At 68.1% G+C, this 23,458-nt stretch carries 18 protein-coding genes; 12 read left to right on the top strand and 6 right to left on the bottom strand.

Annotated features, from left to right (window positions below):
- Nucleotides 1–365: 365 nt before the first annotated feature.
- The gene (locus ABS361_16685) at nt 366–1,697 is read right to left on the bottom strand and encodes an ActS/PrrB/RegB family redox-sensitive histidine kinase (protein ID XBY43697.1); all 1,332 of its coding nucleotides are present in this window, start codon (nt 1,695–1,697) and stop codon (nt 366–368) included.
- 196 nt (nt 1,698–1,893) lie between these two features.
- Here ABS361_16685 and ABS361_16680 point away from each other — a divergent pair, with 196 nt between their 5' ends.
- The 3 genes from ABS361_16680 (at nt 1,894) to ABS361_16670 (ending at nt 6,443) form a co-directional block, all read left to right on the top strand.
- The gene (locus tag ABS361_16680; GenBank protein XBY43696.1) at nt 1,894–2,646 is read left to right on the top strand and encodes an ABC transporter ATP-binding protein; all 753 of its coding nucleotides are present in this window, start codon (nt 1,894–1,896) and stop codon (nt 2,644–2,646) included.
- Nucleotides 2,647–2,816: 170 nt separating this feature from the next.
- Entirely contained in the window at nt 2,817–4,265 is a 1,449-nt protein-coding gene (locus ABS361_16675; protein XBY43695.1) for a sodium:proton antiporter, read from the top strand.
- A gap of 93 nt (nt 4,266–4,358) precedes the next feature.
- On the top strand, nt 4,359–6,443 hold the full coding sequence (locus ABS361_16670) for a methyl-accepting chemotaxis protein (protein XBY43694.1): 2,085 nt from the start codon (nt 4,359–4,361) through the stop codon (nt 6,441–6,443).
- A 27-nt stretch (nt 6,444–6,470) separates the two neighbouring features.
- Here the strand turns inward: ABS361_16670 and ABS361_16665 are convergent, their stop codons facing one another.
- A complete protein-coding gene (locus tag ABS361_16665; GenBank protein ID XBY43693.1) occupies nt 6,471–7,832 on the bottom strand; it encodes an HWE histidine kinase domain-containing protein in 1,362 nt (453 codons plus the stop codon).
- A 340-nt stretch (nt 7,833–8,172) separates the two neighbouring features.
- Nucleotides 8,173–8,973, bottom strand: coding sequence for a response regulator (locus ABS361_16660; protein ID XBY46921.1), 801 nt, complete (start codon nt 8,971–8,973; stop codon nt 8,173–8,175).
- A gap of 237 nt (nt 8,974–9,210) precedes the next feature.
- Here ABS361_16660 and ABS361_16655 point away from each other — a divergent pair, with 237 nt between their 5' ends.
- The 6 genes from ABS361_16655 to ABS361_16630 all read left to right on the top strand — a co-directional run bounded on the left by ABS361_16655 (nt 9,211) and on the right by ABS361_16630 (nt 16,278).
- Nucleotides 9,211–9,540 (top strand): NepR family anti-sigma factor, encoded by a 330-nt coding sequence (locus ABS361_16655; GenBank protein XBY43692.1) that lies wholly within the window; start codon nt 9,211–9,213, stop codon nt 9,538–9,540.
- A gap of 41 nt (nt 9,541–9,581) precedes the next feature.
- Nucleotides 9,582–9,755, top strand: a complete 174-nt coding sequence (locus ABS361_16650; protein XBY43691.1) for a hypothetical protein — start codon at nt 9,582–9,584, stop codon at nt 9,753–9,755.
- 313 nt (nt 9,756–10,068) lie between these two features.
- Nucleotides 10,069–11,208 (top strand): efflux RND transporter periplasmic adaptor subunit, encoded by a 1,140-nt coding sequence (locus tag ABS361_16645; GenBank protein ID XBY43690.1) that lies wholly within the window; start codon nt 10,069–10,071, stop codon nt 11,206–11,208.
- Between the two features lie 146 nt (nt 11,209–11,354).
- Nucleotides 11,355–14,627 (top strand): multidrug efflux RND transporter permease subunit, encoded by a 3,273-nt coding sequence (locus ABS361_16640; GenBank protein ID XBY43689.1) that lies wholly within the window; start codon nt 11,355–11,357, stop codon nt 14,625–14,627.
- Between the two features lie 319 nt (nt 14,628–14,946).
- Complete coding sequence (wrbA, locus tag ABS361_16635; GenBank protein XBY43688.1) at nt 14,947–15,546, top strand: NAD(P)H:quinone oxidoreductase type IV; 600 nt, start codon at nt 14,947–14,949, stop codon at nt 15,544–15,546.
- 165 nt (nt 15,547–15,711) lie between these two features.
- On the top strand, nt 15,712–16,278 hold the full coding sequence (locus ABS361_16630) for a DUF4337 domain-containing protein (GenBank protein ID XBY43687.1): 567 nt from the start codon (nt 15,712–15,714) through the stop codon (nt 16,276–16,278).
- A 55-nt stretch (nt 16,279–16,333) separates the two neighbouring features.
- Here ABS361_16630 and ABS361_16625 read toward each other — a convergent pair whose 3' ends face one another.
- Nucleotides 16,334–19,735 carry an acyl-[ACP]--phospholipid O-acyltransferase gene (locus ABS361_16625; GenBank protein XBY43686.1) on the bottom strand — a complete coding sequence of 1,134 codons (3,402 nt, stop codon included), beginning with the start codon at nt 19,733–19,735 and terminating at the stop codon, nt 16,334–16,336.
- A gap of 264 nt (nt 19,736–19,999) precedes the next feature.
- Between ABS361_16625 and ABS361_16620 the strand changes: the two genes are divergently transcribed.
- Nucleotides 20,000–20,587 carry a hypothetical protein gene (locus ABS361_16620; protein XBY43685.1) on the top strand — a complete coding sequence of 196 codons (588 nt, stop codon included), beginning with the start codon at nt 20,000–20,002 and terminating at the stop codon, nt 20,585–20,587.
- A 26-nt stretch (nt 20,588–20,613) separates the two neighbouring features.
- On the opposite strand, the gene ABS361_16615 is transcribed toward ABS361_16620, so the two are convergent.
- Nucleotides 20,614–21,003 carry a hypothetical protein gene (locus ABS361_16615; GenBank protein ID XBY43684.1) on the bottom strand — a complete coding sequence of 130 codons (390 nt, stop codon included), beginning with the start codon at nt 21,001–21,003 and terminating at the stop codon, nt 20,614–20,616.
- Nucleotides 21,004–21,022: 19 nt separating this feature from the next.
- Here ABS361_16615 and ABS361_16610 point away from each other — a divergent pair, with 19 nt between their 5' ends.
- Complete coding sequence (locus tag ABS361_16610; protein XBY43683.1) at nt 21,023–21,187, top strand: DUF1328 domain-containing protein; 165 nt, start codon at nt 21,023–21,025, stop codon at nt 21,185–21,187.
- 228 nt (nt 21,188–21,415) lie between these two features.
- Complete coding sequence (locus ABS361_16605; protein ID XBY43682.1) at nt 21,416–21,757, top strand: hypothetical protein; 342 nt, start codon at nt 21,416–21,418, stop codon at nt 21,755–21,757.
- A 132-nt stretch (nt 21,758–21,889) separates the two neighbouring features.
- Here ABS361_16605 and fumC read toward each other — a convergent pair whose 3' ends face one another.
- Nucleotides 21,890–23,293 carry a class II fumarate hydratase gene (gene fumC, locus ABS361_16600; protein ID XBY43681.1) on the bottom strand — a complete coding sequence of 468 codons (1,404 nt, stop codon included), beginning with the start codon at nt 23,291–23,293 and terminating at the stop codon, nt 21,890–21,892.
- Between the last annotated feature and the right edge of the window lie 165 nt (nt 23,294–23,458).

Genomic DNA, 23,458 nt, shown 5'->3' with positions numbered 1-23,458 from the left:
ATAGACACGCTCCCGCCCTAGGCGTCGGCTCGAGAGACTTTATAGCCCGTCTAAACTTCCGTGAAAAGCAAAATGATCACGATTTGTTCTTTCTATGGAACGAGAGGTTATTTCTATCGAAATTCAAGGATCGAGTAGTAATTTCCGAATAGGTCTATGGTGCACCGCAATGGATTCTATTGCAATGCGGAATTAGTCGTACCCGGCAGTGACGGAAAGCCGTGGCGGCGGGGCGCGAGCTTGCGGTCACGATCGCGCCAGAGCCGTCGTCCGGCGACCCGATCGAGGTCGCCGGGATCGTGCGTCTACATAGTTTTACGGTTGTGGAACAAGCGCTTGGCCCTGATGGCCTGCACCGGTCTCGCTCAGGCCGTCTCGCCGGTGATCGGGTCGACCGGGGCCTCGATCAGCGCGCGCGGCCAGGTGATCCGGATGCGCGCGCCGGTCTCGGGGAAGCGGCGGTTCGAGCACAGAACTTTCGCGCCGGAGCGCTTCAAGAGCGTCTTGGCGATGAAATAGCCGAGCCCGAGCCCGCCGCCGACGTCGTCGCCCTCGCGTGCTTCGAGCCGCTCGCGGGTCGTCACATAGGGCTCGCCGAGCCGATCGATGATCTCCGGCGAGAAGCCCGGCCCGTCGTCGGAGATGGTCAGCGTCACCTCCCGGCTGTCCCAGTCGGCGGCGATCTCGACCTCGGACTTGGCGAAGTCGACGGCGTTCTCGATGATGTTGCCGAGGCCGTAGAGGATCGCCGGGTTGCGCGCGGCGACCGGCTCGGCACCGCGGCCGAGCTTGCGCACGGTGAGCTTCACGCCGAACTCGCGATAGGGCTCGGTCACCTCCTGCAGCATGCTGGCGAGCGGCATGCGCACGAAATACTTGTCGATGTCGGTGCCGAGCGTGGTCAGCTTGCGCAGGATCTCGCGGCAGCGTTCCGACTGGCTGCGCAACAGGCCGATGTCGTCGGCGATCGGGCTGCCGGCCGGCAGCTCGCGCTCGAGCTCCTTGGTCACGACCGCGATCGTGCCGAGCGGCGTGCCGAGCTCGTGGGCGGCCGCGGCGGCGAGGCCGTCGAGCGCGGTCAGGTGCTGCTCGCGCTGCAGCACCAGCTCGGCCGCCGCCAGCGCCTCGGCGAGCTGGCGTGCCTCGTGGGCGACCCGGAAGGCATAGAGCGCCGAGAACACCAGCGTCGCCACGATCGAGAACCAGATCGCCACGACATAGAGCTCCGGCAGCACCGGCGCCGCGGTCGAGCCCCAGGGCAGCGGCCAATGCACCATCCCGAGCACGGTCGCGACGGTGGCGACCAGCGCCCCGAGCGCCGCCGTCGACTGCGGCGGCAGCGAGGCCGAAGAGACCATGACCGGCGCGAGCAGGAGATACGAGAACGGGTTCTCGAGCCCGCCCGTCAGGAACAAGAGCGTCCCGAGCTGCAGCACGTCATAGGCGAGCAGCACGGTCGCCGCCGGGCTGTCGAGCCGGTAGGTCGCGGCGAATTTCCGGCGCAGGAACAGATTGAGGCCGATCGAGACGACGATCGGCAGCAGGCACCAGCCGACCGGCACCGCGAAACGCAGCCCGAAGGCCGTCACCAGCACGGTCGCGATCTGCCCGCCGACCGCGAGCCAGCGCAGCTTCACCAGCGTGTCGAGCTTGAGGCTCTTGGTCGAGAATTCCCGGAATTCGGCGAGCGCGGTCACGGTGGCGGGGCCCCTTGGCGAACGACGGCTCGTGACGGAGGCCGGTCCGGGGCGGTGCCCGGCTCTGCGGATCTCCATCGCGCGGAGCGAGCCTCCCGCGTTGCGCGACGCCCCTATATAACGTGGAACCTCCGTAACGCCGAAGGCCGACCGCACCACGGCAAAGCGTCGCGGCCCAATCGCCGGGAAATGCGCCATGTCGACCGTGCCGCCCGCCCTCGTCGTCCGCGATCTCGTCAAACGCTTCGGCGCGGTGACCGCGGTCGACCGGATCTCCTTCACCATTCCGGCCGGCGCGACCGTCGGGTTGCTCGGCGGCAATGGTGCCGGCAAGACCACCACGATCGGCATGATCATGGGCCTGATCGAGCCCGACGGCGGCGAGATCGCGGTGCTCGGGCATCCGATCCCGCGCGAGCGCGACGCCGTGCTCGGACGGATGAACTTCGAGAGCCCCTATGTCGACATGCCCCACCGTCTGACGGTCCGGCAGAACCTGACCGTGTTCGGGCGGCTCTATGCCGTGCCGGACCTGAAGGCGCGCATCGCCCGGCTCGCGGCGGATTTCGCGCTCGGCGATTTTCTCGATCGCCGCGCCGGCCAGCTCTCGGCCGGCCAGAAGACGCGCGTCGCGCTCGCCAAGGCACTGATCAACGAGCCGGATCTGCTGCTGCTCGACGAACCGACCGCCTCGCTCGATCCCGATACCGCCGATTGGGTGCGTGGCCGGCTCGAGGACTATCGCGCCCGCCGCGGCGCCAGCATTCTGCTCGCCTCCCACAACATGCCCGAGGTCGAGCGTCTCTGCGACGAAGTGGTCGTGCTCGCGCGCGGTCGCGTCGAGGATCGCGGCACGCCGGCCGATCTCAAGGCGCGTTACGGTCGCGATACGATGGAGGCGGTGTTCCTCGACATCGCGCGCCGCCCGCGTGCTGCCGCCGCGATCTGAGGCGGCGGCGAAGCCGCCCGTCGGACTCGAAAGCACCTCCCGATCCCGCCGAGGCGCGCCCGATCTCGTGCAAGCGCCTCGTGCGACTGGACAACCGGCGCGCGGCCGGCAGTATAGGCGCGCCGCGAGAGCCGACGAGGCCCGGCGCCGACTCTGAGGGAGAGAGCCACATGTTCCATCGTATCGACCAGGCCGCGATCGGGCGCGCCGGGGTTGCCGCGCTGGTGGTCTTCGTGGCCGTCACGCCGGCCGCGGCGGCTGGCGATGCCGAGATCGCCGGCCGGTCGCTCGGCGTCGTCTGGGCGCTGCCTTTCGTCGGCATTCTCCTTTCGATCGCGCTGATGCCGCTCATCGCGCCGCATTTCTGGCATCACCATTACGGCAAGGTGGCGCTCGGCTGGGCGCTCGCCTTCGCCGTCCCCTTTGCCGTGGTCCAGGGCGGCACCCCGGCCGCCCATGCGCTCGCGCACACGGCGCTGCTCGAATACATCCCCTTCGTCGCTCTGCTCGGCTCACTGTTCACGATCGCCGGCGGCATCCTGATCAAGGGCAACCTGCACGGCTCGCCGAAGACCAATCTCGCGATCCTCGGCGGCGGCACCCTGCTCGCCAGCGTGATCGGCACCACCGGCGCCTCGATGGTGCTGATCCGCCCGCTGATCCGCGCCAACGACGAGCGCATCCACAACGTCCATGTCGTGGTGTTCTTCATCTTCCTGGTCTCGAACGTGGGCGGCTCGCTGACCCCGCTCGGCGATCCGCCGCTGTTCCTCGGTTATCTGAAGGGCGTCGGTTTCTTCTGGACCACGGTCCACATGCTCGCGGAGACGATCTTTGTCGCCGTGATCCTGCTCGCCGTGTTTCACGTGCTCGATCGCCGCTACTACGCGATGGACCATCGCTTCCGCGGCTTCTACGACCCGACCCCGGACAGCCGCCGCATCCGTCTGGAAGGCAAGATCAACATCCTGTTGCTCGCCGTCGTGGTCGCCGCGGTGCTGATGTCCGGCTCGTGGAAGCCGGGCATCGAATATGTCGTCTACGGCACGCCGCTCCAGCTCCAGGATCTGCTCCGCGATGTGATCCTGATCGTCGCGGCCGGCCTGTCGCTGGTCCTGACCCCGCGCGACACCCGCGCCGCCAACGGCTTCACCTGGGGCCCGATCGTCGAGGTCGCCAAACTGTTCGCCGGTATCTTCGTGACCATCATCCCGGTGATCGCGATGCTGAAGGCCGGCCGAGACGGCCCGTTCGGCGGCCTCGTCGCGTTGGTCTCGCACGCCGACGGCACGCCGAACAACGCCATGTATTTCTGGCTGACCGGCATCCTGTCGTCGTTCCTCGACAATGCGCCGACCTATCTGGTGTTCTTCAACCTCGCCGGCGGCGATCCGGTCGAGCTGATGGGCCCGCTCGCCAGCACGCTGCTGGCGATCTCCTGCGGCGCCGTGTTCATGGGCGCCAACACCTATATCGGCAATGCGCCGAACTTCATGGTCAAGGCGATCGCCGAGGAGCGCGGCGTGCACATGCCGAGCTTCTTCGGCTACATGGTCTGGTCGGGGGCGGTCCTGATCCCGACCTTCGTGCTGGTCACCGCGGTGTTCTTCCGGCCGTAGCCGGCCGCGTACACCGCGGTGCGGCAGAAATGAAGCATTTCAGTAACCGGATACTGCGATATTCCAGCGCTGGATGAGCGCTGGAGTTCCGTGATGAAATCGCTGTCGGTCGCCTCGGTATTGCGCTTCGCGCTGATCGGGCTTGCCTTGGCTCTTGCCATCGACCTCGGTCGCGGTGCGCAAAGCTCGTGGTCGCGGCTGGTGATGGCCCGCGAAACCATGGAGATCACGACGGTCTCCACGCAATTGTTCAATGCGTTCCAGAACGTTCGTCTCGACCGCGGCAACACCTACCGCGAACTGATGTCGGACAAGACCGGCATCACGCCGCTGACCGAGCGACTGCGCACCGCCGGAAATGCCGGATACGTTGGTGCGATTGTGGCGCTGAAGGCGGCCTCGATCCCTGAGCGCGACACTCTCGTCGCCGAGCTCGAGGCCAATCACACCCGGCTCCTGGCCTTGCAGGCCGAGACGAACACCGCGATGGCCGGAGCGAAGACCCAGGCGCGCATCGACCTGGCCGCCCGTTGGCAGGCCGAGATGACGAGCCAGATCGAGAGTCTCACCAAACTCTCCGAGTCCCTCGGACTGCGGATCAAGCTGCGCGATCCGGTGGTCGATACGCTGCTGGCGGTGAAGGACGCCGCGCTCGACGCCCGCAACAATGCCGGTGACGCTACCCTGCTCATCTCGAATGCGACGTCCGGCGTGAAGTTGCCCGCCGATGCGGCCTCGAAGTTCTATCTGAGCCTCGGCGCTGCCCGCGCCGCGCTGAAGGACGTCCGCGGCGTGCTGCGCGGCCTGCCGATCTCGACCGGGCTCGAGGCGGCACTCGCCGATCTCGATCGGCACTACAGCGGCAAGGACTTCCAGGACAAGCAGCTGCGGCAGTTCCAGGCGCTCAGTGCCAGCGAGAAGCCGCCGCTCGATACCGCGCAATGGGGCGAGGCCTATCTCGCCGCACTCGGCTCGATCGCCAAGGTCGCGACCGAGGCGCTCGCCCAGGCCGAGTTCCATGCGGCGACCGAGGCCAGTGCGGCGCGGCGCGACTTTTTCGTGCAGTCGGGATTGCTAGCGCTCGGGATCCTGTTTGCCGGCGCCATGCTGTTCGTGGTGGGACGCCGTGTGATCACGCCGCTCGCCGTGCTGCGCGAGCGGATGGAGCAACTGGCCATCGGACGGCTCGACATCGAGGCGCCCTACACGGAGCGCTCCGACGAGATCGGCGCGCTCGGCCAGACCATGGCGCTGTTCCGCGCCAACATGGAAGAAGCCGAGCGCCTGCGTGGCGCTCGCGCCGACCAGGAGCGCGACGCGGCCGCGGCGCGTCGCCGCGAGATGCTGGCGCTTGCCGATCAGTTCGATCACGCGGTCGGTCAGACCGTAGCGGTCGTCTCCGACGCGGCCCACCAACTGCAGACCGCCGCGCAGGTCCTGTCGAGCACCGCCGAGCGGACGTCGCAGCAGTCCATGGCGGTGGCCGCCGCCTCAGAACAGGCTTCGGCGAATGTCGCCTCGGTCGCCGGCGCCACCGAGGAACTGGCCTCGTCCGTGACCGAGATCGCGCGGCGCGTCGAAGTGTCGTCCACGATCGCCCGCGCGGCGGTCCGGGAGATCGACGAGACCAACAGCCGCGTCGCCGGCCTCGGCCAGGCGGCCGACCGTGTCGGCTCGATCGTGACGCTGATCGAGGACATCGCCTCCAAGACCAATCTGCTGGCGCTCAACGCCACGATCGAGGCGGCGCGTGCGGGGGCTGCCGGCAAGGGCTTCGCGGTGGTCGCGGCGGAAGTGAAGCAGCTGGCCGACCAGACCACCAAGGCGACCGGCGATATCGGCGCTCAGATCCAGGCGATGCAGAGCGCGTCCCTCGGAGCCGCGGAGGCGATCACCGGCATCGGCGAAACGATCCAGCGCATGAACGACATCGCCGGCGATGTTGCTGCGGCGGTCGACGGCCAGGGGCAGGCCACCGCCGAGATTGCCCGTAACGTTTCTGAAGCGGCGCAGGGGACGTCGGACGTGTCCGGGAACATCGCCGGCGTCACCGAGGCGGCGGCACACGCCAGCAAGGCCTCCGCCGACGTGCTCGCCTCGGCCTCGCACTTGTCGAGACAGGCCTCGGCCTTGTCCGCGCAGGTCGCCGACTTCCTCGCCCGGGTGCGCGCGGCCTGACCGGAGCCGCGCGACCGGAGGCCGACGTCATCCGGACCAGCCCTCGGCGAGATAGGTGGTCGGAAACCGCAGCACCCAGGTGAGCCCGTCCGGGTCGAAGCCGAGATCCGAGGTGCCCTCGATCGCCCGCGGCACCAGCTTCTCGATCATGAGCCGGCCGAAGCCGCGCCGTTGCGGCTCGCGCACGGCCGGTCCGCCGCGCTCTTCCCAGACGATCTCGAACAGTGGCGGCCCGCTCTCGGCGTCGACTACCCCCCAGCGCACCGAGACGCTGCCGGTCTCGTTGGACAGCGCGCCGTATTTGGCCGCGTTGGTGGCGAGTTCGTGCAGCGCGAGCGCGACGTTCTGCGCCGCCTCGGGCCGGAGCATGGCCCGCGGGCCCGAGACGGTCATGCGCTCGCCGCTGTCGGTCGAGACGATGTGACCGAGCTGGCTCGTCACCAGCTCCTGGATCGAGCCGCCGCGCCAGCTCTCGTCGACCAGCACGTCATGGGCCCGCCCGACCGCGTAGAGCCGGGCGCCGAACCGGTCGATGAAGGCCGGCAGGCTGTCGACGGTCTGTGCGGTCTGGCGCGCGATGCCCTGGACGACCGCAAGCAGGTTCTTCGACCGATGCGTCAGCTCGCGCATCACCATCCGAAGCTGCTGCTGGATCTCTTTCTGATGCGTGATATCGACCATGACGGTCGTCACGCCGACGAGCCCGCCCTCGTCGACCAGCGGCTCGACGCGCACGTCGAACCAGAGTGTCGTCTCGGGCGCCTTCAGCGACACTTCGAGCTTCTCGGGACGGCCGGTTTCGACCACACGCTGCTTGGCGGCGGTCAGCAGCCGAGCCGCGACTTCCGGCAGCACATCGGCATCGGTGAGGCCGACCAGATCCTGATCGGCGAGCCCGACCGGCGGATTGTAGGCCCAGGTGTAGGCGAGATCGGTGTTCTGGCGGAACAGCGAGATGCTGGAGTCGCGCAAGGCGACGTCGATACGCGCGTTCGCTTCCAGCAGCAGCCGCGTCAGCGTCGCCATCTCCTCGGTGCGCCGATGCTCGTCGGTGACGTCGACCCCGACCGAGATCAGGCCGGTGATCGCCCCGTCCGGCGCGATCTCGGGCGCCAGATGCAGCCGGACCCAACGCCGGCCGGAGGGGCCGGGCAGCACGATCTCGGTATCTGCAACGTCGCCGGTCGCGAGCACCGAACGTTTCAAGGCGGTGAGATGATCGGCCACGGCGGCGGGATAGAGGCTTTCATCGCTGCGCCCGATCGGATCGGGTCCGATCGGGCTCGCGGGATTGAACGCCTGCCGGTAGAAGAGATCGAGATCCTGCACGGCGACGCCGATGCCGGAGACGCCGAGCGCGAGCTCGAAGCGCCGCAGCGTCTCGACCATGTCCTGCCAATGTTCGGGGGTGCGGGATTCGGGCGCCCGGGATTCGGTGGGACGGGGCTCGGACGCGCGGCGTTCGGCGCCACGCGGCACCCGGCCCGCCGGATCATGCTCCGGCTTCGACAAGCCGGCCGCCGCCGACCACGCGGCGTCGTCCAGAACATGCCGACCCTGAGAGTGCGGTTGGCGCATCGTGGATCGTTCCCTCTCCCGACTCGTCACCCACACGGGGCTTTGGCGCGCGAAAGCTCGCGCGCCGCTTGTTCAGAGCGTCGGAATGCGGACGGCTCTACCGCCACTCCCCGACCGGGACAAAACGCGCCCGTCAAGATCCGGCCGACCGTCAGCCCGCCGCCCGGATCGGCGTCTCGGCCGCGCTGTCGAAGAACAGCGCCTGACTGATCACGGCCTTGACCGCGTCGTCCCGGAACGGCTTCGTCACCAGGAAGGTCGGTTCGGGCCGTTCGCCGGTCAGAAGCCGCTCGGGATAGGCGGTGATGAAGATCACCGGCACGCTCATCTCGCGCAGGATGTCGTTGACCGCGTCGAGGCCCGACGAGCCGTCGGCCAGTTGAATGTCGGCGAGCACCAGCCCCGGCTTGCGCGCTTTCACCATGGCGACGGCCTCGCGATGGGTTCGCGCGTTGCCGATCACGCGATGGCCGAGGCTCTCGACGAGCGACTCGATATCCATCGCGATGAACGGCTCGTCCTCGATCACGAGCACGTCGGTCACGACCTGCTCGCTGATCTGCCGGCCTGCTTCGTCGACGAGGTCGCCGACGTCGCTCCGGCCGACGTTCAGGATCTCGGCCGCGTCGTCGAGATCGAAACCCTCGACGGCGGTGAGCAGGAACGCTTGCCGCGGCAGCGGCGTGATCGCTTCGATCCGCCGATCCGCCGGATCGAAGATGTCGCGCGGCTCGGCGCGGCCGTTGAGCGGCAGCGAGTTCCAGATCCGGGAGAACACCTTGTAGATCGCGACGCGCGCGGACAGCGACGCATCGTAGACGCCGGGGTCCGCCACGATCGCTTCGAGCGCGGCGGCGACATATTTGTCTCCGACGCCCTGGGTTCCGGTCAGAGCGCGGGCGTAACGGCGCAGGTAGGGCAGGTGGGGCGCGATCGCGTGGGCGAGCGACATGTTCCCTCTCTCCATGGAAACTCGATACCGGACGCAACGTCCTAAGAGGCTTAACGCACGCACCGGGCACTTGTTCCGCGCGGCGGATCGATTCACCGAAAGGAACCCTGGCCCGGAACATCGGAACGGCGCCGCACGTTGGGACACCCGAACAGGCATTCATCGGCCTCGTCGATCCGCTGAGCCGCGGTCGGCGTCGCCCTTCAAGCCCGAGAACGACCATGGTGTTCCCGCGTCGTGATCGAGTACCCGAGTTCCAGAGTCGTGACCGCTATGAGCCATCGTGATCGAAACCCCAAGGTCCCGTCGTCCGACGGGCTGAAGGCCCGCCCGAGTGACACGCCCCAGGCGAGGCCGGCCAACGCCCCCAAGGCGCCGCCGGTCGACGGCAAGGTGCAGGTCCAGATCGGTCGACGCCTGCGCTCGTCCTACGAGGTCGTGCTCCAGGACGGGCTCACCGACCGGATGAAGTCCCTGCTGGACGCGCTGGACCGGATCGAGGAGCCGGAGCCTGCCGACATGCCGCCGCCGGCGGCGCTGAAAGCGGGCGGTGAAAATCGCGCGTGACCCGCGGGCGCGCTCCCGGCGCTGATCAGAAGGAGATGATGATGCGATTTTCCTTTGTCTTTCTCGTCCTCGCCGGTCTGATCGCCTATGACGCGATCGAGTACGATGGCGCCAACACCAAGGCGGCCTGGTCGACCGTGACGCAGGAATTCAACCGGCTGCGGGCCGGCGTGGCATCGGATGCGCCGCTCCGGACCTCGGACCGCCCGGGCTGAGACGATCGCACGATGAAGGGGTTCGCGCATGCCGGCGCCCCTTCGGCTGTCGAAACGACCTGCCCCTGATCGCGGGTTGGGGGGCGATCGGCAGCTGATCGGAAAATCCTATTGGCCCATCGCGCGGCACTGGTGTCCGGCTTCGCCGGCGCCAAGCGCCCTCGACATGCGGCTGAAGCGCGACAGTGCCGCGCCAATCGATACTCGCACTCGGGAAAACACGTGTTAAGTCGGGCGCATCGCATTAGACTGAAAGCCTGATGCAAGCTTCCGTGCCGGCAAGTGTCGGCGCTTTTCCGTCCCCGAGGTCTCCATGATTTTCCGACGCTTCACCGCGACGGTCGCCATTGCCGCGATCGGGATCGCGGCGGCCGTGCCGGCGGCTTTCGCCCAAGGGGCGCCGGCGGGCGGTCCGCCGGTGACCGTCGCCAAGCCCATCGTCAAGGACGTGCAGGAGTGGGCCTATTTCACCGGCCGCTTCGACGCCACCGCCTCGGTCGACGTCCGCGCACGCGTCGGCGGCTATCTTGAGAAGGTGCATTTCGTCGACGGTAGCCTGGTGAAGAAGGGCGACCTGCTGTTCACCATCGACCCGCGCCCCTATCGCGCCTCCGCCGATCAGTCCGAGGCGGCGGTCAAGGTGTCGGAGACCGCGGTCGAGTTCGCCAAGAACGATCTCGACCGGGCGATGCAGCTGCAGAAGTCCGGCAACATCACCGATCAGACCGCCGATCAGCGCCGGCAGGCCTACCTGCAGGCCCAGGCGCAGCTCGCCGGCAATCGCGCCGCGCTGGTCAATGCCAAGCTGAACCTCGAGTTCACCGAGGTGCGCGCGCCGATGGACGGCCGCATCTCGCGGCGTCTGGTCGCCGAGGGCAACATCGTCGCCGCCAACGACACGCTGCTCACCACCATCGTGACGATCGACCCGATCGACTTCTACTTCGATGTCGACGAGCAGAATTTCCTCGCCTACACGCGCAACATGCACGGCGCGAGCGGCAGCATCGTGGGCGACAATGCCTTCGTCGGCACCTCCGACGAGGCCGAACCCGCGCGCAAGGCGACCATCGACTTCGCCGACAACCGCGTCGATGCGCTGACCGGCACCCTGCGCGTCCGCGCCAAGGTGCCGAACCCCGACGGTTTCCTGACCCCGGGCCTGTTCGGCCGCATCAAGGTGCCGGCGAGCAAGATGCATCCGGGCGTTTTGGTTCCCGACGAGGCGATCGCCAGCGACCAGACCCGCCGGATCGTCTATCAGGTCGCCGACGACGGCTCGGTCACGCCGAAGCCGGTCGTGCCGGGACCGAAGATCGACGGCTACCGGCTTATCCGCTCCGGCATCGACGGTTCAGAGCAGATCGTCGTCAATGGCATCGTGCGCATCCGGCCGGGCGTGAAGGTCACGCCGCAGCCGACCACGCTGCCGCCGGTCCGCAACGCCCCCTGATCCCTCGAGGCGATCGCCGCGCGGCGATCGCTTCACCGTGATCCGGCAGCGCGTGCAAGGCGCGCGCCGCACAGTTCAGAGCGACGATTCATCCGGGATCGCCGCTCCGCTCCAGTCATGAGCCCGCGCACGCGGAGATCTGCCCCATGCGGTTCGCCCACTTCTTCGTCGATCGGCCGATCTTCGCCTCGGTGGTTTCCATCCTGATGGTGCTGATCGGCTCGATCGCCTATCTGGCACTGCCGGTCGCCCAGTATCCCGAGATCGCGCCGCCGACCATCGTCGTCCGCGCGACCTATCCGGGCGCCGATTCCGAGACGGTCGCGGCGACGGTCGCCGCGCCGCTCGAGGAACAGATCAACGGCGTCGAGGACATGCTCTACATGTCCTCCTACTCGTCGAACGACGGGTCGATGCAGCTGACGATCACTTTCAAGCTCGGCACCGACCTCAACAAGGCGCAGGTTCTGGTGCAGAACCGCGTCGCCATCGCGCAGCCGCGCCTGCCGGCGACGGTCCAGTCGCTCGGCGTGACCACGGCCAAGTCGTCGCCCGACATCATGATGGTCGCGGTGATGTACTCGCCGGACGGCTCCTACGATCCGCTCTACGTCTCGAACTACGCGCGCAACAACGTCCGCGACGTGCTCCTGCGCCTCGACGGCGTCGGCGACGTCACGATCTTCGGCGAACGCCTCTATGCGCTGCGCGTCTGGCTCGATCCGGACAAGCTGTCGGCCTATTCGCTGACCTCGGGCGACGTGCTCGACGCTGTGCGCGGGCAGAACGTGCAGGTCTCGGGCGGCGCGCTCGGCAGCCAGCCGTCGCCGGCCGACACCGCCTTCCAGTTCGTGGTCAAGACGCAGGGCCGCTTCGAGGACGCCAACCAGTTCCGCGACATCATCGTCCGCTCGACCGCCGACGGCCGCGTGATCCGGCTGAAGGACGTCGCGCGCATCGAGATCGCCGCGCAGGACTACACCAACGCCTCGTCGCTGAACGGGAAGCCCTCGGTCGCGCTCGGCATCTTCCAGCGTCCGGGCACCAACGCGCTGGCCAGCGCCAACCAGATCAAGGCCAAGATGGAGGAGCTCGCCAAGAGCTTCCCGGCGGGCATCACCTATTCGATTCCGTTCAACCCGACCGAATATATCCAGGCGTCGGTCGACGAGGTCTACAAGACCCTCGGCGAGGCGGTGTTCCTGGTCGTGATCGTCGTCCTGGTGTTCCTGCAGTCCTGGCGCACCGCGATCATCCCGATCCTGGCGATCCCGGTCTCGCTGATCGGCACCTTCGCCGCGCTCGCCGCACTCGGCTTCTCGCTCAACAACCTGACGCTGTTCGGCCTCGTGCTGGCGATCGGCATCGTCGTCGACGACGCGATCGTCGTGGTCGAGAACGTCGAGCGCAACATCGCGCTCGGCATGAAGCCGCGCGATGCCGCACATGAGACCATGGACGAGGTCGGCACCGCCGTCGTCGCCATCGCGCTCGTGCTGTCGGCGGTGTTCATCCCGACCGCCTTCATCCCCGGCATCACCGGCCAGTTCTATCGCCAGTTCGCCGTGACCATCGCGGTCTCGACGATCATCTCGGCGATCAACTCGCTGACCCTGTCGCCGGCCATGGCCGCGATCCTGCTGAAGCCGCACGAGGAGCACAACAAGCCGACGCGCAATCCGCTGACGCGGCTCGGGCGCTGGGCGGCTTCGAAGTTCAACAACGGCTTCGACAAGTCGGCGAACGGCTACGCGCGCGTCGTCGCCTTCGTGGTGCACCATCGGTTCCTGATGCTGCTCGTCTACGGCGGCCTGCTGTTCGGTACCGGCTATATCGCCAAGATCCTGCCGACCGGCTTCATTCCGGCCCAGGACCAGGGCTATGCGATCGTGGTCGTGCAGTTGCCCGACGGCGCCTCGCTCGGCCGCACGCAGGAGGTGATCCTCCGGGCCGGCGAGCGCGTGCGCAATGTCGAGGGCGTGCTGGCGACCGTCGAGGTCGCCGGCCTCAACGCCGCGACCTTCACGCCGGCCTCGAACGGCGCCGTGCTGTTCGTGCCGTTCAAGTCGTTCGACGAGCGCCTGCCGCGCGGCCGCACGGCGCAGGTGATCGTCGCCGACATCATGAAGACGCTGGCGCCGATCCAGGAGGCCTTCACCGTGGCTGTGCCGCCGCCGCCGGTGCGCGGCCTCGGCAACCAGGGCGGCTTCAAGATCCAGATCCAGAACCGCGAGGGCGCCGACCCGCGCGGCATCCTCGGCCTGACCTATCAGATGATGGGCATGGCGGCGAAGGACCCGCGCCTGACCGGCGTGTTCACCACCTTCACCGCCACGACGCCGCAGATCTACCTCGAGGTCGATCGCACCAAGGCGCAGATGCTGAACGTGCCGATCAACGCCATCTTCGAGGCGTTGCAGAACAATCTCGGCACGGCCTACATCAACGACTTCAACGCCTTCGGCCGCGTCTACCAGGTGCGCGCCCAGGCGGACGCCCGCTTCCGCCAGACCAAGGAGGACATCCTCCAGCTCAAGGTCCGCTCGGCGCGCGGTGCGCTGGTGCCGCTCGGCACCATGGTCTCGATCAAGGACGTCTCGGGTCCTGGCATCGTGCAGCGCTACAACATGTACACCTCGGTGCCGCTGCAGGGGAATTCGGCGCCCGGCGTCTCGTCGAGCGAGGGCCTGAAGGCAATGGAGGAGATCGCCCAGAAGGTCCTGCCGCCGGGTACCGGCTACGAGTGGACCGAGATCGCCTACCAGGAACGGCTCGCCGGCAACTCGGCCGCCTACATCTTCGCGCTCGCGGTGGTGTTCGTGTTCCTGCTCCTGGCGGCGCAGTACGAAAGCTGGGCTCTGCCGCTGGCGATCGTTCTCATCGTGCCCATGTCGGTCGGCAGCGCGCTCGTGGGTGTGATGTTCCGCGGCATGGACAACAATGTGCTGACCCAGATCGGTCTCGTGGTGCTGGTCGGCCTCGCAGCCAAGAACGCGATCCTGATCGTCGAGTTCGCCAACCAGTTCGAGGTTCAGGACCGCCGTGGCCCGGTCGCCGCCGTGGTGGAAGCCTGCCGCCTGCGCTTGCGCCCGATCCTGATGACGGCCTTCGCCTTCATCCTCGGCGTCGTGCCGCTGGCGATCGCGGTCGGCCCGGGCGCGGAGATGCGTCAGGCGCTCGGTACGGCGGTGTCGTTCGGCATGTTCGGCGTCACCTTCTTCGGCCTGTTCCTGACGCCGGTGTTCTACGTCGCCATCCGCGCCGTCGTCATGCGCATGCGCCGCAAGCACTGGCACGCCAAGCACGGTGACGACGGTCACGGCCCCGAGGGCCACGCCGGCGGCGGCGATGCGCGGCATCGGCCGGAGGGTGGCGGCGCTCCGGCGGGTGGGGACCCGGTTCCGAACCCGGCCGGTTGACCCGGGCAGGACCGGGGCGAGTCGGTCCAAACGCAATGACCTTGGACGATACATGCGATGGCCCCGGATCGGACCGATCCGGGGCCATTTCCTTGCGGAAGCTCGCATTTTGTCGTCCGTCGTTCGAGATGAGCGAACACTCTATTCGCCGTGCCGGTCCTATCGCAGACGCCGGTTCGGCTTTAGCTCAAGGGCGAAGTGCGCGGATCGGGCGAGGCACCGAACGCCCTCGCCCGGTCCGCGCCCAAGACATTCCGCCTCGGGTTCCCCCCGAGGCTCCCCGCCCAAGGCTTCGCACGAGGCCCACCAGGAGGTTTCCATGACCAAGGTTCTCGTTCTCTATTACTCGTCCTACGGCCACATCGAGACCATGGCCTATGCCGTGGCCGAGGGCGTGCGCTCGGCCGGCGCCGAGGCGGTCGTGAAGCGCGTGCCGGAACTGGTTCCGGAGGCGGTCGCCAAGGCGTCGCATTTCAAGCTCGACCAGGCAGCGCCGATCGCGACCGTCGAGGAGCTGCCGCAGTATGACGCGATCATCTTCGGCGCCGGCACCCGCTTCGGCTCGGTCGCCTCGCAGATGCGCAACTTCATCGACCAGACCGGCGGCCTTTGGTTCTCCGGCGCGCTGGTCGGCAAGGTCGGCTCGATCTTCACGTCGTCGGCGACGCAGCACGGCGGTCAGGAATCGACCATCCTCGGCCTGATCCCGACCCTGCTGCATCACGGCATGGTCGTCGTCGGCCTGCCCTACGCCTTCCAGGGCCAGATGGGCGTTGACGAAGTCAAGGGCGGCTCGCCCTATGGCGCCACCACCATCACCGACGGCGACGGCTCGCGTCAGCCGAGCGCGGTCGAGCTCGATGCCGCCCGCTTCCAGGGCAAGCACGTCGCCTCGATCGCGGCGAAGCTCAAGGGCTGAGCCCCGCACGATCTCCTCTGGTACCGACTTTCGGGCGCGTCCTCCGCGGAGGGCGCGCCCGTTTTTTGTCGCGACCACGGCCGCCTGCCTTCTCTCGGGCGCAGCCTGTCTTGCGGTCGGTCTCGCTCCCCGTTACGCAGGTCGATGACTTTACGGGAGGGCTCCATGGCCGAATTGCCGACCGAACATTTTGAACATGCCGAACATGCCAAGCACGCCGCCGCCCATGGCGATCGGCTGACTGCCTATGTCTCGTTGACGATCGCTGTCCTCGCCGTGGTCGCCGCGACCGTCGGCAGCCTGGAGACCCTGTCGAGCGGCAAGGCGATTTCGGCCAAGAACGAGGCGGTGCTGTTCCAGAACAAGGCGACCGACCAGTGGGCGTTCTTCCAGGCCAAGAGCATCAAGAAGAACATGTACGAGATCGCCGGTGCCGGTGATGGTCCGAAGAAGGACGACTTCCTCCGCCAGGCCAAGAAGAACGAGGACGAGAGCAACGAGATCATGAAGGAGGCGCGTCGCCTCGAGCACGAGGCGGAGGCGCGGCTGCACGAGAGCGAAACCTTCGAGCACCGCCATCACATCCTGACCATCGCGGTCACCATGCTGCATGTCTCGATCGCGGTGGCGACCATCTCGATCATCTCGGGCGGCAAGCGCTGGCCCTGGTATGCCTCGATCCTGCTCGGCCTGGTCGGCTCGGCGGTGGCCGGCAGCGCCTACGCGCATTGAGGTTCGCTCGGACGAGCCGGGGGGCTCTCGTCCCCCGGTCCGGCCGATGGCAGGACTATTGCGCGGCCTGCGCGGCCGCGCGCTCCCGCACCAACTGCGCCACCGCGAGGTGGTCGATCTTGCCGGAGCCGAGCACCGGCAGCTTGTCGACCACGGCGACCTCGGCCGGGACCATCAGGTCGGAGGCGCCGCGCGCCTTGGCGTAGGCCTGGAAGCTGGCGCGGTCGGCGCCGGCCTTTGTCGTCAGCATGATCAGCCTTTCGCCCTTGCGCGGGTCCGGCTCGGTGGCGACGGCGGTCGCCGCTTCCGGCCACAGGTCGCCGGCCAGCGCCTCGACCGCCGCGAGACTCACCATCTCGCCGCCGACCTTGGCGAAGCGCTTGGCGCGACCCTTGATGGCGACGAAGCCCTCCGCATCGATCGAGACGATGTCGCCGGTGTCGTGCCAGCCTTCGGCCGGTGGCTCGATCACGCCGGGATTGTCGGCCTTCATGTAGCCGAGCATCACGTTCGGCCCCTTGAGCCACAGCCGGCCGCCGGCCTCGACGCCGGCCACCGGCTCGAGCCGCGCCGTCAGGCCCGGCAGCAGCCGGCCGACCGTGCCGAAACGGTTGTACATCGGCGTATTGAGCGCCACGACCGGCGACAGCTCGGTCACGCCGTAACCCTCCAGGATCCGGATGCCGAACTTCTCCATCCAGACCTGCCGGGTCGTCGTCTTGACCGGTTCGGCGCCGGCGATCGCGTAGCGGATCGAGCGGAAATCGTAAGGGTGCCCCGATCGCGCGTAGCCGGCTAAGAAAGTGTCGGTGCCGAACAGGATCGTCGCGTTGACCTGGTAGACCAGCTCCGGGACGATCCGGTAGTGCAGCGGCGAGGGATAGAGATAGATCGGCACGCCGGAGACGAGCGGCAATATGAGGCCGCCCGTCAGCCCGAAGGAGTGGAACACCGGCAGCACGTTGAAGAGCTTGTCGGCGCGGCCGAAATCGATGCGGGCCGCGGCTTGCGCGCAGTTGGCGAGCATGTTCTTCGACGACAGCACGACGCCCTTGGGCGCCCCCTCGGAGCCGGAGGTGAACAGGATCACCGCCGGATCGTCGGGCGAGCGGCGCACGAGCGCGCGCCGGCCGAACACGAGGCCGTCGAGTCGGTCCTTGAAGCCGACGGTCGCGCGCACGTCCTCGAGCCAGACGATGCGGAGATCCTGCGGCAGCCCCTCGATCAGCGCCTGCAGCCGACCCTTCTCGACGAAGGCGCGCGAGGTGACGAAGGTCTTCGCGCGCACGGTCCGGCAGGCGCTGGCGATGTTGGTCGGCCCGGCGGTGAAGTTGATCATGGCCGGGACGCGACCGGCCGACATCAGGCCGAGGATGGTCGCCGCGGCCGCATTGGCGTTCGGCAGCATCACGGCGACCGCCTCGCCCGGCTCGGTGCCGTGCGACAGCTTGCGGCCGAGTACCCGCGCGCCGGCGAGCAGGCGGCGATAGGTGAGGGCACCGGTCAGCGGATCCTCGACGGCGACGCGGTCGAGCCCGTGGATCTCGGCCGCCTCGACCACCGACGCGAACACGGTGCGGTCGATCCGCGTCGTCTCGAACACCAGATCCGACATGACGCCATAGAGCGCCGTACCCGCCGCCTGTCGGCGCTTGCGGCCCTTGAGCGTCGGATCGACGTCGAGCCGGGTCGGCGGCAGGATCGTGACGCGCACCTTCGGGAACCAGGCCCTGCGCGTCTGCTCCGTCTTGAGGTGGCTGAACGGCGTGCGCTCGAGTCCTTCGATGCGGATCGGCACGACGACGGCGTTCGCCTTGTCGGCGATCAGGCCGGCGCCGTCATAGACCTTCATCAGCGCGCCGGTGACCGTGATGCGGCCTTCGGGGAAGATCACCAGCGGATCACCGGCCTCGACGGCGCGGATCAGCGTGCGCGTCGCCATCGGTCGCGTCGGATCGAGCGGCAGGGCGCGGGCGATGCGCAGGAACGGTTTGACCCACCAGCGGGTCGCGATGACGCTGTCGATCGCGAACACCGGTTCGCGCTCCATCAGCGACAGGGCGAGCCCGGCATCGAGAAAGCTCGCATGATTGAGCGCGATCACGGTGCGGCCGTCGAGATGGGCGAGATGTTCCTGACCGGTGACTTCGACGCGGAATAGCACGCGGTAGAGGAGCGCGATGAAGTCGCGCATCGGATGGGTCGGCAGCGTCTTGAAGATGAAGAGCCCGACCGCGAGGCCGGCGATGCCGAGCGTGATGAAGGCGCCGGCGACCGTGAGGCCCTTGGCCTGCGCGGCGCCCATGCCGAGCGCGCCGAGGGTCATGAAGGCGGCGTTGAGCACGTTGGTGGCGGCGACCACGCGCGCGCGGCGCTCCGGCCCGGCCCAGGCCTGCAAGGCCGCGAAGGCGGGCACGACATAGAGGCCGCCGGCGATGGCGAGGCCGGCGAGGTCGAGCGAGAGCCGCAGGCCCGGTCCGGTGGCGACGAATTCGAAGAAGCCGACCGCGGCCGCGCCGTGCTCGATCGAGCGCGTCGCGAGCCCGACGTCGAGCGCGAAGATGCCCATCAGCACGCCGGCGATGGCGGTCGGCACCAGCACGATGCGATGCGCCGAGAGCCAGCTCGCCAGGCCGGAGCCGACGGCGATCGCAATCGAGAAGATCGCCAGGAACGCGGTCACCAGACCTTCCGAGCCGCCGATCACCGTCTTCACCAGCGTCGGGAGCAGCGACAGCGTCACCGCGCCGATGAGCCAGAACCAGGAGACCGCGAGCCCGAGCCACCAGAGCTTCGGCTCGCGCTTGAGGTCGATGAGCAGGCGGACGGTCGAGGCGAGAATATTGGCCTCGATCTCGAGGCCCGGCGCGCCTTCGCCGGTGCGCGGGATCATGCGTGCGGTCAGCCAGCAGATCAGCGCGAACACCACCATGATGCCCGAGAGCGCCGCCGGATCGCCGCCGCCGGCCGCCGCGAAGCCGCCGATGATCGTGCCGAGCAGGATGGCGAGGAAGGTCGCGCTTTCGATCAGCGCGTTGCCGGCCGGCAGCTCGCCCTGTTCGAGATGGTCCGGCAGGATGCCGTATTTGATCGGGCCGAACAGCGCGGCGATGACGCCGAAGCCGGCGAGCGCGGTGAACAGGATCGGGATCGAATGCAGCGAGAAGCCGGCGACCGCGACGCCGGCGACGAAGATCTCGGCGAACTTCAGCCGCCGCGCGATCAGCGCCTTGTCGTAGCGGTCGGCCAGTTGGCCGCCGAGCGCGGAGAGAAAGAAGAACGGCGCGACGAGCGCCGCGCCGGCGAAGGTGACCAGGGCGCCGGCATTGCCGTCGACCACGTGGAACAGAATGAGGAACACGAGCGCGTTCTTGAGGAAATTGTCGTTGAGCGCCGAGAAGAACTGGCACCAGAACAACGGTGCGAACCGGCGGGTCTTCAAAAGGGAGGCGGACATCCTGGATCCTCGTCTGGTCTGCGGGGCGAGCCTCGCACGGCTCGCCCGTCTCGCCTACGGGAAATGCCGGAGCCGGTCTCGTCAGCTCCGATGCAGGCGACCATAGCGATTTAATGAACAATGTTCAATATAGAAAATGAACGCCGCTCAAAACGGCGTGCGGACTGAAGCCGTGCCCGTTCGCTCCGTCGCGCGACTGGCGTTGGGGAACGTCGGCGCATCCCGCGCGTTCTCCGATCAGAGAAAGTCGAACAGGAGAGCGACATGATCGACCCGCTCGCCCACGCGCGGCCGCCGCAGAGCCTCCGATCCGCCGTTCGGAAGACGGTCGGCGTCGCGCTCGCGCTCGTCGTCGCGACCTCTCTGATCGGGGTTGTTTCACAGCCCGGCCCCGCCGCCGACGAGCCGGCCCCGGCAGCGAAATCCGATCGGCTTCCGGTCCGCGCCGCCGTCACCACGCCGCCGTCCGAGCCGACGCGACCGGCTTGGAGCCGGGCGACGGTCGCCTGCGCGCCGGATTGCATCACCATTGTCGAGAAGGTCGGCGGCGGCATGCCGTCCTCAACGGCGCCCGCCCCCGATGCCGCCCCGGCGCCGGGCAACCGCCTGGTCGGCGCCCCGGTGCTCGACGCCGACGGCCGGGTCGTCGGTCGCGTCGCCAACGCGGCGGCCGGCGATGCGGGCGAACTCGCCGGCGTGCTGGTCGCCTTCGATGATGGCAGCCAAGGCGCGGTGCCCGCGCGCGGCCTCTGGCTCTCCGACCTCGCGCAGGGTCCCGTCGTGCGCCTGCTCGCCTCGCCGCATCGGGACGCGGCGATGTCCATGGGCGAACTCCGGTCGGCGGTCGACTGACGCTTCAGAACCGGAGCCTCGGCGTTTCAGCGGCGTGTGCCGGTCAGGCCCAGGCCGAACCCGACGCCGAGGGTACGGGGCACGGAGCCGGCCGGTCTTTGACTGGGGATCGGGTCGCAATGGCGTTCGTCGGTGGTCGGTAGTGCCCCGACGACCCGATCGAGGTCCTTCATGAGCCCCCGAAGCAGTTCTTCCTGGTCCGGGCGTGGTTCAACGCGCCTGGATTTCATATCGGCTTCTCCCCGGGTTTTCTCGGACGAATGACCGGCCGGGCCGATTGACCCGGCGGCATCGTCTCGCAACGCCGATCGCGCCGGCTTGTTCCACTCCCGTCGAGGAAAAAATCGACGGCCATCATGAGCGGCCGGATGCTCAAGGCGCGAAACCAAACGGCCGCGCCGACGTTTGTCTTCCATCAACGGAGGAGAGACCTTCATGCTCTATTGGACGCTCGTATTCCTCGTCATCGCGCTGATCGCCGGCGCTCTCGGTTTCGGCGGCGTTGCGAGCGCCTCGGCAGGCATCGCGAAGATCCTGTTCACCATCTTTCTGGTGCTGTTCGTGCTCTCGCTCGCCGCGACCGTGTTCCGGAGCGCTTGAACGACCACCGCGCAATTTTTGTCGCTCGCCGAAAAGCCCCGCCCGCGAACCCGCTGGCGGGTCTTTTCATTGGACGCGCAAAGCATCGTTGACGCTGTCCTTTGATGAACGACGAGGGAAATCTGAACAATCTGTCAGGATTTCGGATCTTTGGAGGCGAATACTGGCGGAACCACATCCCGTCCCCGCCGTTGTCTGTGCATCCATTTCCAAGACGGAGGAAAAGAGATGCGTAAGATGTTGATGGCCGCGGCCGGTGCTGCCGCTCTCATCGCCCTTCCCTCGGTCGCCGTCTCTACGGCGGCTCTGGCTCAGGACGGCGCGGCCGGCGGTGCCGCTGCGGGTATTGCGACCGGCGCCGTGACCGGCGCCGTGGTCGGCGGCCCGGTCGGCGCAGCCGTGGGTGCTGCCGCGGGCGGTGTGGTCGGGGCCGGCGCCGGTGCCGCCGCCGACTCGGCCAATACCCGTGAGCGGGTCTATGTCGTTCCGGCCGAGCCGGCGCCGGAAGTCACCCAGCGGACCTGTGTCCACGATTCGGCGGGAACCCGCTGCACCGAAACGGTCCGCTGACCGAACTCCCTCGTGTGTGGGATGCCTTGCGCCCGGAGCCCAGTGCTCCGGGCGCTCTTTTTTTGGAAAGCGTCGGCCGGCGAGGGCTGCCGGCCGAAAGGGCGGTCCCGACCAGGCGGTCCCGATAGCGCGTCAGCCGATCGAGGGCCGCGTCATCTCGATCGGCACGACCCACCGGTCGTAGTCCTCGGCGGTCAGAAAGCCCGAGGCGATCGCCGCCTCGCGCAGGGTGCTGCCGCTCTTGTGCGCGCTCTTGGCGATGGCCGCGGCCTTGTCGTAGCCGATGTGACGGTTCAGCGCCGTGACCAGCATCAGGTTCTGCCCGAGGTTCGCATCGATCCGCGCCCGGTTCGGCTCGATGCCGCGTGCGCAGTGCTCCTCGAAGGCCAGACACGCGTCGGCGATCAGCTCGATGCTCTCGAGCACATTGTGCAGCATCACCGGCTTGTAGACGTTGAGCTGGAAATTGCCCTGGCTTGCCGCAAAGGCGACCGCGGCGTCGTTGCCGTAGACCTGCGCGACCACCATGGTCATCGCCTCGGCCTGGGTCGGGTTGACCTTGCCCGGCATGATCGACGAGCCCGGCTCGTTCTCCGGGATCAGGATCTCGCCGATGCCCGTGCGCGGCCCGCTGGCGAGCCAGCGCACGTCGTTTGCCATCTTCATCAGTGCGCCGGAAAGCGTCCTGAGGCTCGCGGAGGTGGCCGCCAGCGCATCATGGGAGGCGAGCGCGACGAAGCGGTTCGGCGCCGAGCGGAACGGATGGCCGGTGAGCGCGGCGATCCGCTCCGCCGCCCGCTCGCCGAACGCCGGATGGGCGTTGAGGCCCGTACCCACGGCGGTCGCGCCGATGGCCAGGTCGTAGAGCCCCGGCAGGGTCTGCTCGACGCCGGCGAGGGCCGCCGCGATCTGGTCCGCCCAGGCGCCGATCTCCTGACCGAGCGTCAGCGGCGTCGCGTCCTGCAGATGGGTCCGCCCGGTCTTGACGATGTCCGCATTGGCGATCGCCTTTTCGGCCAGCGTCGACACCAGCGCCTCGACCGCCGGAAACAGCCGGCCGGCGAGTTCCTCGACGATGGCGATATGCATCGCGGTCGGGAACGTGTCGTTCGAGGACTGGCCCCGGTTGACGTGATCGTTGGGATGGATCGGCTTCTTCGATCCGAGCGTGCCGCCGAGCATCTCGATCGCACGGTTCGAGATCACCTCGTTGGCATTCATGTTCGATTGCGTGCCCGAGCCGGTCTGGAACACGACCAGCGGGAAATGCGCGTCGAGCCGTCCGTCGATGACCTCGTCGGCGGCCGCCACGACCGCCGAGCCGACGTCGGCCGGCAGCTCGCCGAGCGCCACGTTGGCCTCGGCGGCGGCGCGCTTCAGGATGCCGAGCGCGCGGATCACCGGCCGCTGCCAGACGAAGCGCGAGCGGCCGATCGGGAAATTGTGGATCGAGCGCTCGGTCTGCGCGCCCCAGTATCGGTCCGCGGCGACTTCGATGGCGCCCATGGAATCGGTTTCGGTGCGGGTCGGGGTCATCGCGGCGTGCTCCTCGAGGGGCCGATCGAACGGTCTCGGCTAACATGGGACGGCGGCGCCGCCGGGCCAATGCGGCCGGCGATGCCCTGACCGGCGAAAACGCACACGGCTGTCATGTCGGGCCATGCGGCGCCGGCCGGGCGCTGCCATTCGTCTCGGGCATGA

This window comes from Ancalomicrobiaceae bacterium S20, from assembly GCA_040269895.1.
Classification (GTDB): Bacteria; Pseudomonadota; Alphaproteobacteria; order Rhizobiales; family Ancalomicrobiaceae; genus Methyloraptor; species Methyloraptor flagellatus.
The sequence above is the reverse complement of the archived record's forward strand: the minus strand, read 5'-3'. Positions and strand labels throughout refer to the sequence as shown.